Origin of the sequence: Haliscomenobacter sp. (assembly GCF_041740695.1) — a bacterium.
Classification (GTDB): domain Bacteria; phylum Bacteroidota; class Bacteroidia; order Chitinophagales; family Saprospiraceae; genus Haliscomenobacter.
Window position 1 is genome coordinate 84,094 of sequence record NZ_JBGSLK010000020.1, and the last position, 15,094, is coordinate 99,187.

Consider the following 15,094-nt stretch of genomic DNA (forward strand, 5'->3'; position numbering starts at 1 on the left):
TTCCAGACAGTCTAAAGGCCAATTTGCAAACCAATCATGTAAGTGGTAGGCTTGGGATAGTTGTGCCAAATCATCCCCTGAGAAAACGCACTGTTGTTGTTTCCTTGATTGGTAGGGGTAACTTCGGGGTCGCCAACAATCTTGTCTTTTACGGCCAAGAAGAAATTTTGAGCTGAGGCATATACCCGCAGACGGCCCATTTTGAGCTTATTGAGGACTTGTCCTGGGAAAGTATACCCAAACAATAAATTCCGACCACGGAGGAAAGAACCATCCTTGATCCACCACGAATCTACGTTGGTCACATAACCCGCGCGAGTATCGCGAATTTCAGCAATCATCGTATTTTGGTTCTGTGGCGTCCAAGCATCTAATACCGAAGTGTAGCTGTTGGCCAGGGCTTGGCGGTCTTCGCTGGCGTGTAAGTTCATCATCATCACCTTGTTTCCATAAGAAAACTGTAGTTCTAAGGTCAAGTCAAAGTTGTTGTAACGGAAAGTATTGGTCAGTGCGCCCCAGCCTTTTGGGCTACCATTTCCGATGATGCTGCGGTCAGCATCGGTGATGGCCTTATCCCCATTGACGTCCAAATACTTGATGTCGCCTGGCAAAACCGTTAAACCGTTGCGATAGCTCGTAAATTTAGCAGCTTCCTCACGCTCAGATTCGCTCCAGATTCCCAAGCGGGTAAGGCCCCAAAATGAACCCACTGCTTCCCCAATGCGGATGATGTTGGTAGGGTTGGTAAAGTTAGGTCCCCCTACGTTGAATATGTCGGAGGGTGTGGCCAATGAAAGTACTTTATTCTGGTTGAACGAAATATTAAAAGACGTGTTCCATTGAAAACCACCAGCGTCAATGTTTCGAGTGTTCAAGCCAATCTCAACGCCTTTGTTGTACATTGAGCCTACGTTTCTGCGAATGGTACCATAACCACTCGTTGTTGGTACGGGTGCGTCCAAAAGCATATCGGTTGTTTTGCGGTAGTAATAATCTGCTTCTACCGAAACCCGGCCTTTGAACAAAGCGAATTCAATCCCTACATCCGTCTGCGCCGTTTTTTCCCAACGCAAATCGGGGTTGGCCAAACGATTAATACCTGTTCCGGCTACACGTGCATCATTATAAATGGTAGCGAAGTTGGAGCTCAACAAGGACAATGACGAATAAGCGGGGATTTCAGAGTTTCCGGTTAGACCATAACTTGCGCGAAGTTTCAAATTTGAAATAAGCCTATTCCCTTTCAAAAAACCTTCTTCAGACACCCGCCAAGCCACGGCGCCCGATGGGAAAAACGCAAATTTGTGGTTTTCTCCAAACTTGGAAGAACCATCTGAGCGGCCGGTAAGCGTGAATAAGTATTTGTTGGACAAAGTATAATTGATCCGTCCAAAATAGGAATTAAAAGCAAAGCTCGATGCACCAGAGCTAACCGCAGGGTTGGTGGCGCCTGCTCCCAGGTTGTTGAATCCGAAATAGTCAGTGGCAAAGTTGTTCACACTGGCACCGATACCAAAGGTGTTGGTTTCTTGCCAGGAGACGCCCAATAAGCCATTCAGCGAATGTTTGTCGCCCAATTGCTTGTTGTAAGTCAAGTAGTTTTCCAGTGACCAAAAACTTTCCTTATTGTTATTGGTAGAGGCGTTACCATTGCCACCGATGTTGAGGGTGCGGGTTTGAGATTGGTTGATTTCTTGCGTCAGAACATTGATACCAAGCACGGTGCGCATCTCCAAACCTTTGGCTATAGTGATGTTTGAATACAAACTTCCCAGGGTTGTCTGGGTGTTCAAGATGTACTTACGCCCCATCAAACGGTGAACAGAACTGAAGGTACCTTCTGCAAACGGGAAATCGCGGTTGTTGGCATACGTTCCGTCTTCATACTTCACGGGCAAAAACGGAAAGTCTTCTACAATCTGCCGAGCGATGGCATCATTTTGATCGACAATATTCTCGGTTTGGTTGTTGTAGCTCAAGGTACCGCCTACTCTCAACCATCTTTTCACCTGATCGTCAATCGTAAACCGGCCAGAGTATCTTTTCATGTAAGAAGTCTTCATAAGCCCCTGATCGTCGCGGTAACCCAGCGAAATCGAATGCTGGGTGCGCTCGTTGCCACCACTAAAACCCAATTGGTGGTTTTGTGAAAGCCTACTTTGAGATGTTTCTTCAAACCAATCCGTATCGAATTTAGGCGTACCATCACTATTGAACACCCGTGGGTCGGTGCGGCGCAATTTGGGGTTCAAGTACGCCCATTTGCCTGCTGCCCAGCCTGCGGGGTCGTATTTGGCCATGTTCGCCCAAGCCAAATCTTCCACGGCCATGTATTGTTTAGCGTTCAATACTTCTGGCCGGTTTGGTCCAATGGTATTGACACTGAAATCGCCATTGTACGTTACCGAACCTTCGCCGGCTTTTCCTTTTTTGGTGGTTACCAAAATTACCCCGTTGGCACCTCTGGCACCATAAATGGCGGTGGAAGATGCATCTTTCAGTACCTCTACCGACACGATGTCGTTGGGGTTGATGTAGTCAATGGCCGAGCTGAACTGGTTTTGGTTACCCTGGGGAAGCATCACCCCATCTACCACATAAAGCGGGTTGTTCGAAGAGTTGATGGAACTAAATCCACGTACACGAATGGTCGTTCTACCACCCGGACGGCCCGAGTTGGTGTTTACTTGCACCCCGGCAATTCTTCCAGACAATGCTTGGGTAAGTGATGCGGAGGGGCGTTCCATCAGTTGGTCGACCTTGACGGAACCAACCGAACCAGTTAAATCCGATTTCTTCGCTGTTCCGTAACCAATTACCACAACGCCCTCTAATAGCTTTGCGTCCGTTTTTAGGGTAATGGTAATCGTAGTTTGTGCACCTACCGCAATTTCTTGTGAAAGATAACCAGTGTAGGAGAAAACCAATGTTGCATCATCTGGTACTTCTAAATTGAACTGTCCGTTTACGTCAGTTACGGTACCATTCGTCGTGCCTTTTACTAAAATGCTCACGCCAGGTAGTGCTGAATTGGTCTCGTCCAGAACAGTACCATTAATGGCCTTGACTAAAGTTGCTTCAGTTTCCACTTTTTCGAGTGGTTCTCGGTTGGGTGCGGCATGCAAAATGCCAGTACAGCAAATCACCAAAGCGATTTGGGAGAGCAGTAAGCGGCCAAAATGAGGCCAGGTTACGCTTGAGTGTAATTTTTTCTTCATTTTGTTAAACCCGAAATGGGAAATTAGGGAGGTGAAAGAATTTTATTTCACAAACTTAGCCAAACTAAAAAAAAAAATTTAAATACAGTAGTAAAGATTGTATTAAATTTTTGATTTCAGGAGTGAGAAAAATTTACAAACCTGGAGATACGGCTAAAGTATTGACAGTAGTCGAATAAAACATTTTACACACGCATATTTCAACCGTTGTCCCGAAATGCACCCACCCTTCACATTTTACATTAATTCACAAACATCACCCCTTTTTCCTTCGCCATTTGGTTGATTTTGTAAAGATTGCCATCGATGGTGTTTTTCAGTTTGCCCAACTCCTCATCCACCATTTTACTCAACTTGGTTCGCACTTCTTCCCCTTGTTGGGTCGGGCGGAAATCCCCCTGGGCCTGTTCCACCATCAAGTGCGCCAAACGGTTGTTCAACTTGATGCCATAATTGAGTGGATCCTGCACACTTTGGTTTTTGGTTTGGTGGATGGTATTTTCGATGGTATTCAGTTCATCCTCAAATTTCTTGATGGCGTCCATCATGTCCTTGTTTTTTTCGTCGCTGCCCAGTTTGTTTTTCAGGTACCCCAGGTCTTCTTTGATTTTGCGCAGGTTGATGATGCCTTCGTTGGCTTCCGTGACCTTGTTGCGCACCTTCATCAGGAATTCAAATTGCGCTTGAAAATCTTCGGGGCTGGTATTCAAACGTGGGTCTTTGAGGATTTCAAATTCCTGAGTTTGGCTTTGGCCGTTTACAGTCAGGCGCACCTGGTATTTGCCGGGTATGGCTTTCGGCCCTTGGTTGGGCGAGCCATAAAAGACCATGCCCGGAAAGGTTTTGTAGCCCGAATAACGCATGTCCCACACAAAACGGCCGCCTCCGGCTTTGAGGGTGATCAGGTTTAACTTGTCCTTGGCCTTGTTGCTGAATGTACGGATGGTATCGCCGTCACTTTCCAGAATATCGATTTTTACTTCCGCCCCAGGCTCCAGTTTTTTGATGAAATAATGGATCATTACCCCGTTGGGATGGTTTTCGCCTTCCAGTTTAGGGTCGCGGCGATTGCTACCCGCCATGCGGTAAGTCGGCATGGGTTGGTACAAAATCACCTCTTTGGCGGCTACTTCAGCCCTCAGTTGCTGCAAAGGAGTCAGGTCGTCGATGATCCAAAAGCTGCGCCCGTGGGTAGCAGCAATGAGGTTGTCGTTTTTGACCGCCAAATCGGCAATCGGTACAGGAGGCAGGTTGAGTTGTAACTTTTGCCAGTTGTCTCCATCATCAAAGGAGACCCACACGCCTTTTTCGGTGCCCGCATACAGTAGTCCTTTGCGTTTTTGGTCAGCTCGTACAACCCGGACGAATTCATCTTTGGGGATTCCTTTGGTCGTAACCGCCCAAGTTTTGCCATAATCCAGAGTCCGGTAAATGTAGGGCGTATAGTCGCCAAACTTATAGGAAGTGGCGGCAATGTAAGCCTCACCTTTCACAAAAGGGCTAACTTCCACTGCGTTGACCATGTTGAGTTTGGGTGACATTGGCGGGGTTACGTTTTTCCAGTTTTTGCCGCCATCCTGGCTCAGTTGCACCAGGCCATCGTCGGAACCCGTCCAGATTTCGCCCTCGGTGTAAGGCGACTCTGCTGCCGCAAAAATATTGGCGTAATACTCCGCTCCGGTATTGTCCTGGGTAATTGGGCCACCGGAGGATTTGATCGTTCCTGGTTCGGCACGGGTCAGATCAGGACTGATCACTTCCCAACTTTCGCCACCATTCATACTCATGTGCAGGTGGTTGGAACAAGCGTAGAGTTTTTTGGGATTGTGCGGGCTAAAAAAGACCGGATAGTTCCAGTTGAACCTGTACTTCATCACTTCCGCACCCGAGCCTGCGGGCAGATCGGGATAGACGTTGGTAGAGCGCTCTTGACCCGTTTCCAGGTTTTGCATGGTCATGTAACCTTTGTAGTCACCGCCGTAAACCACTTCACTATTGAGCGGATCGGGTGCCAAGTGGGCGCTTTCCCCAATGGCCAGGGCTGTCCAGTCTTTTTCCGTCACGGCACCACTATTCGTACGGTGAGGGATACGTACACTGGAATTGTCTTGCTGTGCTCCGTAGATGCGATAGGGAAAATGATTGTCGGTCGATACGCGGTAAAATTGGGCGGTAGGTTGGTTGTGGTAGGTTGTCCAGTTGTTGCCGCCATCGTTGGACACTTGCGCGCCGCCGTCGTCGGCCATGATCATCCGGCGGTTGTTGTCGGGGTCAATCCAAAGGTCGTGGTGGTCACCATGCGGGGCATTTTTGAGGGTAAAAGTGCGGCCTCCGTCTTTGGAAATGCCGTAACTCACGTTCAGCACGTACACGATGTCTTCATTTTGAGAGTCGGCAGTAATGCGGCAGTAGTACCAGGCGCGTTGGAGCAGGGCGCGATCCTGATTGATGCGGGCCCAGGTTTTGCCGCCATCCTCGGAGCGGTACACCCCACCTTCCTTGTTTTCGATGATGGCCCAAACCCGATTGGAATTTTGGGGCGAAACCGTCACCCCGATGATGCCGTTGACGCCGCTGGGCATGCCGGGTTTGTCGGAAAGGTTTTCCCAGCTGTCACCGCCGTCGGTGCTTTTCCAGAGTTTGGAATCCGGGCCTCCGCTGTCCATGCGGTACCCATTGCGGGTCATGTTCCAGGTGCTGGCGTAGATGATGCGCGGGTTGTTGGGGTCGAGGATGAGGTCAGCTGCGCCCGCTTTATCGTTGATGTAGAGGATTTTTTTCCAGCTCAGGCCACCATCCATGCTGCGGAATACGCCGCGCATTTCGTTGGGTTTCCAGAGGTTGCCCAGGGCGGCTACGTACAGCACATCGGCGTTTTTGGGGTGGACCCGAATGCGGGCAATGTGCCGGGAGTCTTGGAGGCCAATGCTTTTCCAGGTCGCGCCCGCGTCGGTGGACCGCCAGAGTCCGGCGCCAGAAGCGACGTTGTTGCGCAGGGTTTGTTCACCTTCACCTACGTAAATGACGTTGGGGTCACTCTCCGCCACGGCAACTGCGCCAATTGAGCCTCCGAAGTATTTGTCGCTGATGTTGTCCCAGGTTTGGCCCGCATCCTGGGTGCGCCAGACTCCCCCACCGACGGTGCCGAAGTAGTACAAATTGGGATTGCCGCGTACACCCGTGGCGGTACTGGAGCGGCCGCCACGAAAGGGGCCGAGTTCACGCCAGCGGAGGCCTTCGTAAAGGGTGGGGTCAAAAGTGAGGGACTTATTGGTTTGGGCCAGGCTCAGGATGCTGAATAAGAGCAGCGTGCCAAGGGAGAGAATGGATTTTTGCATTTGGTTCGGCTTGTGTTTGTTTCTGGGGATTAAAATAGGGAAAAATGAGGAGGGTTGTTTCTCGGAGGGTGATTTTTTCCAGCAAAAATGGGAGTCGTGGGTGAGCCCGGATTACTGAAAACACTACCAAAGCGACATTTTTATTAGCACAAAGGGAAAAAAAGAGGACTCAGAGGACACAGAGTTAGATGTTGACAGGGTTTTAGCCAAAAATGAGGATTAATAGGAAATACTAATCGGGTGCATCGCTTTGTCAACGTCTAACTCTGTGTCCTCTTTTTTTTCCTTTGTGATAAAAAATTGTGTCGCTCTATGTTTTTCTGAAAAATCAAGAATGACGAACCGTTGATCATTTTAGAATGTAACCTTTTCCCCTCCCCGCATTCTTCCCTTAAACAAAACCCACCCAACCATGAACCAATTATTGATCGCCGCTCTAGCCTTCCTCTTCTTACACAGCATTTATTTTCCCAAGCCAGTTGAAAAACCTGAAATCGCCATCAGCACCGCAGGTTATCCGCGCATCCTGGTTGGCGTCAACAACCCCATTGACATTGTGGCTCAGCAGGCAAAACCGGTCTATCGGAATCAAATCAGTCTTCGGTTTGAGCATCCAAATCCTGACTCCAGTTCCCGTGCTGTTTTGACTGGTGATAAAGGGCATTTTAGGCTACTGGTCGACACAACGGGTATACTTATTTTAAGCATCAAAACAGAGCAAGGAATCGTTGAGAAAAAACTCCGTTGTGTTCCGCTGGATGCAGTAACAAATTTTGGAGGTCTGAAAAAAAGTGGCAAAATGAGCAGTGCGATGTTTAAAGCCCAAGGAGGAATAATCGCTTTGATTGAATGCTGTGACATTGATGCCCGTTGCCAGGTCATCGACTACGAAATCCTAAAATTTAATACCCGTAGTATGGCCTTTCGGGGCAGCAACACTGGAGGTTCCTTTGATGCGACCGTTCGCCCCATCATCAACCGCGCACTACCTGGTGACATTTATTGGTTTCGCAATATTCGTTATCGTTGTCCTGGGAGTGCACAGCCTAGTTTTGCTCAAGATATTGCTGTGGAGATTGAATGATTGGAATAATGGAATCAAGAATTTGTACTTGCCCCGTATTTTTTCCTCCCATCCAATTTACTATTTTGCAAGATCAATAATCACCAACGGCCTAAACCATTTCCATGTACACCGGAAAAGAATTTACATTCAATCTACTCTGGCATTTCGCCCGCAAAAATCTGTTCAGAACCATGATTGTCAGTATTGTGGCTGTGATCTTGTATCAGGTTTTGGGTTACACTTTTGTCGCCATTCCTTTTCTGCCCGTTGGTACCATTGGTACGGCAGTAGCGTTTTATGTCGGTTTCAAAAACAACCAGGCTTACGACCGGCTGTGGGAAGCCCGCAAACTCTGGGGCGGATTCACCAATACCAGCCGCAATTTTTCAGCGCAGTTGATTGCTTTAGTTGAAGATAAAACCGTGGTCAGAGAACTGCTTTACCGACACATCGCCTACCTTAATGTACTGCGGCTTCAACTGCGCAAAACCATCCCCTGGGCCACGAGTAAGGATGATTTGCACCAAACCTTCCGCGGGGAGCGCGCTGAATTGGAAGAGTTTGACCAAGGTTTAAAAAAGATCCTGGAGGAAAACAACAAGGGGGAGTATTATGAAACTTTGCGGGTCAAAAACAACGTGGCATCGGGCATTCTCAAGTTGCAAATCCTGGATTTAACCCGTCTCAAACGGGAGAAAAAGCTTGACGAATACGAGCACAGCGATCTGGTGCGCCACGTCAACGAATTATTCAATTTACAAGGAGGCTGCGAACGCCTCAAAAGCACACCCTTGTTTCGGCAATACAGCATCTTTAGTCGGGTATTCGTGGTGCTGTTCATCTACCTTTTGCCCTTTGGTTTGTTGAAGGATTTGGGCAATCTGGCCAACTGGGGAGTTTGGCTCACCATTCCCTTTTCGATGCTGATTTCCTGGGTGTTTTTTACAATGGAACAAATTGGAGAGTTTTCCGAAAACCCATTTGACAACTCAGTCAACGATACGCCTATTTCCGCGATTTGCCGCAACATTGAAATTGACATCAAGGAGTTTTTGGGTGAGGCGCTGCCAGCGAAGATGAATCCTGTGGATGATGTGCTGCTTTAGCAGTTTTAATCACCTGCGTTTTTATCATCTTCTAGTTGTAAAATGTGTAGCACTCGGTGGATGATGGGCGCAAAAAAGACCGCCGTGGTGCTCAAAAAAACCACCCCGCTGTACAGTGCGTAAAAGGACGAAAAGAGTTTGGCAGCAGTCGTATGCATTGGCATCTCAGCCACCGGGCCCATCCCCGTTAAAATCATCGAGGACATGTAAAAACTGTCCAGCCAACTGATGTGCCCAACGGCATGGTAGCCAACCATCCCAATGGCCAAGGAAACAAAAATAAGCAGGCCACAAAAGAATCCATATCGCCCAACGCGGATTAAAAAATGAGAAAAGGGTACAAGTTTTTGAGTGCGGTGTTCGAGTTTCATGTGGTTTGGATTTGTTGATTCATGCTAAAGCTGAGGGATTAAAAATAGTACCAAGCATTTAAACAACCTTATTTTCAACCCAAAAAAACCTATCTTTATCCGCACACCCATTTACTGTGAGGGTAAAACGACTACAGCTATGCCTTTGGCCCAACCCATTGCCGCTCTGCGCCAGGAACTGAATAAACTGCTGGCTGATGATGACCTGCCAGCGGGCCTTAAACTGTGTAAAGGACTGTTGCCCGAAACTGGCGAAAAATTCCAACTCATCCTGGCCATGCAGGCCCAGCTCCAGCAGTTGAACAAGGACAACATCAAAGGCAAAATCACCCAGGAGGAATACGCCCGTCGCCTGGCCATTATCGTGGATGCCTTCATCACCTTTGTATCGGAGCTGGAAACGGTTGACTTTGATCCACCCGCCGTCGATTCTGATGCTGACACCCAAAATGGCTTCCAAACCGGCCATGTGCTCTACCGCGTACCCCACAATATGGCCCTCGGCAAAGCCAGTATTTGCACCATCCGCGTAGCTGTTGATGAAGACGCAATTCTAGAAGACATCATCATCGACAAAGACACTCGCCTGAAGGAAAAAATCGAAGTTTCCGAACGCATGAGCGCCGAAATAGTGGGCACTGAAAGTCAGACCTTTGACATCCTCTCACTCAATGCCAAAGACCAGCGAGTACACCCCACGGGTTATACGCAATGGTTGTTTCGGGTGACGCCCCTGCTGGAAGGTGAACACCAATTGCTGGTGAAAGTCTCCTTGCTGGAGTTTGACCCAAACACCAAAGAATACGTGCCCCGCGATGTGTCGGTGCTGGAAACGGTGGTGGTCACAAGTGTCAGCCAGCACAGCGACGAGGAGGAAGCACCGCTAAAACTGATCGAAAAGTCCATTGTAGTGGGCAAAAAGCCGGATAAAAAAATAAACATCAACATTGAAAAGGGCAATTTTGACCCTGCCCTTGAAATCACTGGGACAACGGAGCTCAACCTTGATGATTTAAGCGACATTTTGATTCCCATCGTGAAGAACAGTGGAAAAAAAGGAGCTAAAACGGGGGCAAAACCTAGCCCAAACAGTCCCACCCGTTCTGGGCACGCTGACCCATTTTACAAACAAATGGTCTTGGTTAAAGGCGGCGATTTTTACCTCAGCCAATCCGCAGTGACCTATGCGCAATGGCGGGCGGTGATGGGTAGCAACGCCTCCAGTTTTGATGGTTGTGACGAATGCTCAGTAGAAGAAGTAAGTCGGGAGGACATTCAGGCGTTCCTCAAAACGCTGAATGGGCAGACGGGGAGGCAGTATCGTTTGGCGACTGAGGGGGAATGGGAATTTGCGGTGAGGGCTGGGTATCGGAAGGGTTTGGGGGTTTCGCTTGTGCTGTAAGAGAAGCATACACGTTTTATTTCTGAACAGCCATCCGCCCCAAAACCTGATCATACAGGATGTCATGTGATCCTTCAAATACCGTCAAACGAATATTCCTGGATGCATTCTGGTAAAGAATCGCCCGATCTCCTAATTTTTCGGATGGATTTTGAGCAGGAAACGACCGCGTTTTTAACATCAGCTCCTTGTCTTCTACGGCAACATACCGTGTCTGGTCTTTTTCCTTGTAGTCCTTCAATAGTTTATTGTAAAAATTGATGGATTGAGAAATGGGCACTGAGCCCGTATACCCATCGTGAACCCCCACATAAATTTGCAGCAGGCTATTCTTACGCTTGCTCAGCGGTGTTTCCCAAAACAAGGGTGAACGTGCCCTTGCTTTCCCCGCATCAAAAGCCCCATTGGCACCAATGCATTGCACAATTTCAGCGGCATATTTGTTCTTGCGTTCTACTGATTCTGCGTACCAGGCCTCCAAATCCGAAATAGAAGCCCAGGCCGAAAAGCCACGAATGGCGTGCCGCGAGCGCATGTAAGTCGCCAGGGTAGCATAGCCGCCGCCACTGTAACCCACCACATAAATTTGTTTGCGGTCAACTTTCAGGTTTTTTAGCGCCCAATCAATCGCTTCGTCGATATCCGAAAGCACAAATTCGCTGCAACAAGCTTTAGGATGGTTGTTCACTCCCCTAAAATTCGGAAAGAGGTAATTCCAGTTTTTGGCATGCACCTGAGTCGCCATCATGCCCTTTTGTGAATCAGCAGAATTGCTCCAGGAATGCAATTCTACGACCAGTGGTTGAAGTGTAGCAGCCGTTGATTTATCGTAATAAAAAACCTGGATATTGCCATCCAATACTGAGCGAATGCTGTCTTTTCGAAGGTAATCGGGTCGTTGGGCAAAGGCTGAAAATCCGAGCGCGCAGAGACAAATGATCAAAAGGGACTGTTTCATAAGGAGGTCACTGAGTTAACAATAAACCAAGATACGACGCAGGTGACTATTACGGTTAAAATTTGAAAAATTTGAAAAAAATGCCTTCCCCACTTGCACATTTCTCAAAAGCCTATATCTTTGCAAGCGAATTGAAAAACTTTCAATCATGACTGTATCTGTTCAAAACAACAATTGGTGGTGGCGTCTGAATCATTCCGTTCTCGGGTGAAGTAGCTAGCCATTGATGTTGTTAAAGGAACATACAGCGCAAAAACGGCTTGTCGGATCACTCGGCAAGCCGTTTTTGTTTTTGGTCCATTTTTGAAAAAAGTTGAGGGAGGTTGAGGGAAGTTGAGGGAGGTTGAGGCTCCGCGAGCGTCTTTGACAAGGACGCGTCTAAGTTACTCGCGGTAGCCTCAACTTTCCTCAACCTTCTCAACCTCCTCAACCCCAAACAACAACCATGATCGACACGACCCAACAAATTCACCTGCGCACCCAGATCAAAAAACAACTGGCGGATATGGTCACGCCCGTTTCGGTTTTTTTGAAAGTGCGCGATCACTACACCCAGCCCGTGATGCTGGAAAGCAACGATTTCAGCAGCGCCGAAGACTGCTTCTCGTACATTGGGCTACAGGCGATTGCCGAAATCCAAGTCAAAAATGGCCTCATCAGTACCCTGTTGCCCGATGGCGAAACCAGCAACACTCCGGTCATCGATGTCAATACGGTTCCCGATGCCTTGCAGCACTTTGCACAGCAGTTCAGCGTGGATCAAGATACCCCTTATCCCGTCTACAATGGCCTCTTTGGGCATGTCGGTTTTGACGGAGTGCAATATTTTGACACCCTGAAATTCGACCCTTCTAAACGCAAATTCGACATTCCCGATATCCGATTTACCCTGCATCGCTTCATCATTGCGATCAACCATTACAAAAACGAGTTGTACCTGCTGGAAAACCTCATGCCGGATCAACCCTCGGAAATGGACAAACTGGAAGCCCTTTTGCGCAGCCAAAAAGTATCCACCCACGAGTTTCACCTGGAAGGCAAAGAAGAAAGCAACCTTAGCGACGAAGAATTTAAGGAACTGGTGCGCGTAGGCAAGCGCCATTGTCAAATTGGCGATGTGTTCCAGATCGTTTTTTCCCGCCAGTTTTCCCGCCAGTTCAAAGGAGACGAATTCAATGTTTACCGCGTCCTGCGCTCCATTAACCCCTCTCCTTACCTTTTCTATTTCGATTACGGCAATTACAAAATTTTTGGTTCTTCTCCCGAGGCTCAAATGGTGATCCGCAATGGTGTTGCGCGATTGAACCCCATTGCCGGCACCTACCGCCGCTCGGGCGACAACGCCGAAGATGCCCGCCGTGCAGTAGCCCTGGCCGAAGACCCCAAAGAAAACGCCGAGCACATCATGCTTGTGGATCTGGCACGCAATGACCTGGGCCGCCACGCTCGAAATGTACAGGTGCGCAAATTGAAGGAAATTCAATTCTTCAGCCACGTCATTCACCTGGTTTCGACCGTAACGGGAGATTTGCCCGATCACGCCAATCCTGTACAGATTTTTGGGGATACTTTCCCGGCAGGAACCCTTTCCGGTGCCCCCAAATACAAGGCCATCGAACTCATCAACCAATACGAAAACCAAAATCGCTCGTTCTACGGTGGAGCTTTGGGCATGATTGGTTTTGACGGCTCGATCAATCAAGCCATCGTGATCCGTTCCTTCCTGAGTATGGACAATCACTTGTACTATCAGGCGGGTGCCGGGATTGTAGTCGACAGCAAAGAAGAAAGTGAATTGCAGGAAGTCCACCATAAACTCGGAGCTTTGACTCGCGCTTTGATTGAAGCTGAAAAAATTTAATCCATTCCTAAAGCTTAATAAAAAGGCTTAATAAAAAATATACAGCATGAAACTGCTCGTTCTCGATAACTACGACTCGTTCACGTACAATCTCGTGCAATACTTCCAGGAAATCCTGGGACAAAACGTAGATGTGTACCGCAACGACGCCATTTCCCTCGATGATGTTGGGCGCTACGATGTCATCGTGCTTTCTCCTGGTCCGGGTTTGCCCAGTGAGGCGGGCATTATGCCCGAACTGATCAAAAAATATGCTTCAAGCAAGTGTATTTTGGGGGTATGTTTGGGGCATCAGGCGATTGGTGAAGCCTTTGGTGGTAACTTGGACAACCTCTCCAGAGTTTACCACGGCGTGTCTACTTTGATGAAACAATTGGGCAATGACGCCAATTTTTTCCAGGATGTACCCATGGTGTTTGAGGCAGGTCGGTACCACAGTTGGGTGGTGAACAAAAATACCCTGCCGCATGAGTTGATCGTCACAGCGGTGGATCACCAAAACGAGGTGATGGCGATGCGCCACCGCGATTATGCGGTTTTTGGGGTGCAATTCCACCCCGAGTCGGTGATGACGCCAGATGGCAAAAAAATGTTGCGCAATTTTCTCGATTATTGTGCTGAAAAACTGGGCACTAAAGCTGCTGTCGCTTAGGTGTCTCAGGTTCCTTAGGTGGTGAAGATTTTTACCCCCTAAGAAACCTAAGACACTCAAGGAAACACCTAAGTAAGTACTTATCCGAACAAGTCCTTTGCAATGAAACAATATTTGAATCGGCTTTACGAGCACGATAAATTCAGTCGGGATGAAGCCCGGCAAATCCTGCTCAACATCGCCGCTGAGCAATACAACGAAGTCCAGATCACGGCCTTCGCCACTGCCTTCAACATGCGGTCGATCACCTTGTCGGAGTTGCAGGGCTTCCGCGATGCACTTTTGGACCTTTGTGTGCCCCTCGATTTGGATGGTCGCGAAACCATCGACATCGTGGGAACAGGCGGGGATGGCAAAAACACTTTCAACATCTCGACCTTATCCTGTGTGGTAGTCGCTGGTGCCGGTTATCCGGTGAGCAAACACGGCAGTTATGGGGTTTCCTCATCGGTCGGTTCTTCGGATGTGTTGATCCAAATGGGTTATCAATTCACCAACGAACAAGACACCCTACGCCGCCATTTGGATGAAGCAGGCATGTGCTTTTTGCACGCACCCCTTTTTCATCCAGCTTTAAAAGTAGTTGGGCCCATCCGCCGACAATTGGCTACCCGAACTTTTTTCAACATGCTGGGGCCATTGGTGAATCCGATTCAGCCCAAATACCAGATGTTCGGTACCTTCAGCATGGAGTTGCTGCGCATGTACCAGTACATCATGCAGCATTCCGGGCGGCGTTTTGCCATCGTATACGGACTGGACGGCTACGACGAAATCTCCTTGACCAGCGATTTTAAAATGGTCACGAACGACAGTGAACGCATCTGGTCGCCAGTAGAATTGGGTTTAAAAAAGCTCAAACAGCAGGATTTGGACGGTGGTGAAAACTCCGAAGATGCCGCGAAAATTTTCATGGCCGTACTTGAAGACAAAGCGACCGAGGCCCAAAAAATGGCGGTGATCGCCAACGCAGGTATGGCCATCAAAGTCATCAAACCTGAACAATCGGCGGAAGACTGTGTTGGGGAAGCACGGGAGAGCATTGTAAGTGGGAAGGCACTGGCGGGTTGGAGGAAATTGGTTTCATAAATTGATTGTCTAAAGCGACATGAATAAGCAAAG

Annotated in this window: 10 protein-coding genes; 6 read left to right on the forward strand and 4 right to left on the reverse strand. The window is 48.4% G+C overall.

Translation table 11 applies throughout. The features are described 5' to 3' along the window. Positions 1-11: 11 nt before the first annotated feature. Both ACEW9O_RS03860 and ACEW9O_RS03865 read right to left on the reverse strand, forming a co-directional pair. Positions 12-3,218, reverse strand: coding sequence for a SusC/RagA family TonB-linked outer membrane protein (locus ACEW9O_RS03860; protein WP_373548809.1), 3,207 nt, complete (start codon positions 3,216-3,218; stop codon positions 12-14). Positions 3,219-3,460: 242 nt separating this feature from the next. Next, the gene (locus ACEW9O_RS03865; RefSeq protein WP_373548810.1) at positions 3,461-6,556 is read right to left on the reverse strand and encodes a glycosyl hydrolase; all 3,096 of its coding nucleotides are present in this window, start codon (positions 6,554-6,556) and stop codon (positions 3,461-3,463) included. 412 nt (positions 6,557-6,968) lie between these two features. Between ACEW9O_RS03865 and ACEW9O_RS03870 the strand changes: the two genes are divergently transcribed. Beyond that, on the forward strand, positions 6,969-7,640 hold the full coding sequence (locus tag ACEW9O_RS03870; RefSeq protein WP_373548811.1) for a GldM family protein: 672 nt from the start codon (positions 6,969-6,971) through the stop codon (positions 7,638-7,640). Between the two features lie 104 nt (positions 7,641-7,744). Continuing rightward, positions 7,745-8,728 carry a bestrophin family protein gene (locus ACEW9O_RS03875; protein ID WP_373548812.1) on the forward strand — a complete coding sequence of 328 codons (984 nt, stop codon included), beginning with the start codon at positions 7,745-7,747 and terminating at the stop codon, positions 8,726-8,728. 5 nt (positions 8,729-8,733) lie between these two features. On the opposite strand, the gene ACEW9O_RS03880 is transcribed toward ACEW9O_RS03875, so the two are convergent. Beyond that, on the reverse strand, positions 8,734-9,099 hold the full coding sequence (locus tag ACEW9O_RS03880) for a hypothetical protein (protein WP_373548813.1): 366 nt from the start codon (positions 9,097-9,099) through the stop codon (positions 8,734-8,736). Positions 9,100-9,238: 139 nt separating this feature from the next. Here ACEW9O_RS03880 and ACEW9O_RS03885 point away from each other — a divergent pair, with 139 nt between their 5' ends. After that, positions 9,239-10,501 (forward strand): hypothetical protein, encoded by a 1,263-nt coding sequence (locus tag ACEW9O_RS03885; protein ID WP_373548814.1) that lies wholly within the window; start codon positions 9,239-9,241, stop codon positions 10,499-10,501. A gap of 16 nt (positions 10,502-10,517) precedes the next feature. Here ACEW9O_RS03885 and ACEW9O_RS03890 read toward each other — a convergent pair whose 3' ends face one another. Further along, positions 10,518-11,459 carry an alpha/beta hydrolase family protein gene (locus tag ACEW9O_RS03890; RefSeq protein ID WP_373548815.1) on the reverse strand — a complete coding sequence of 314 codons (942 nt, stop codon included), beginning with the start codon at positions 11,457-11,459 and terminating at the stop codon, positions 10,518-10,520. Between the two features lie 445 nt (positions 11,460-11,904). On the opposite strand from ACEW9O_RS03890, the gene ACEW9O_RS03895 reads away from it, so the two are divergent. The 3 genes from ACEW9O_RS03895 to trpD all read left to right on the forward strand — a co-directional run bounded on the left by ACEW9O_RS03895 (position 11,905) and on the right by trpD (position 15,061). Further along, positions 11,905-13,320 carry an anthranilate synthase component I family protein gene (locus tag ACEW9O_RS03895; RefSeq protein ID WP_373548816.1) on the forward strand — a complete coding sequence of 472 codons (1,416 nt, stop codon included), beginning with the start codon at positions 11,905-11,907 and terminating at the stop codon, positions 13,318-13,320. A 46-nt stretch (positions 13,321-13,366) separates the two neighbouring features. After that, positions 13,367-13,972 (forward strand): aminodeoxychorismate/anthranilate synthase component II, encoded by a 606-nt coding sequence (locus tag ACEW9O_RS03900; RefSeq protein ID WP_373548817.1) that lies wholly within the window; start codon positions 13,367-13,369, stop codon positions 13,970-13,972. A 102-nt stretch (positions 13,973-14,074) separates the two neighbouring features. Continuing rightward, positions 14,075-15,061: an anthranilate phosphoribosyltransferase gene (trpD, locus tag ACEW9O_RS03905; RefSeq protein ID WP_373548818.1), complete on the forward strand. Its 987-nt coding sequence runs from the start codon at positions 14,075-14,077 to the stop codon at positions 15,059-15,061. The last annotated feature ends 33 nt before the right edge of the window (positions 15,062-15,094 follow it).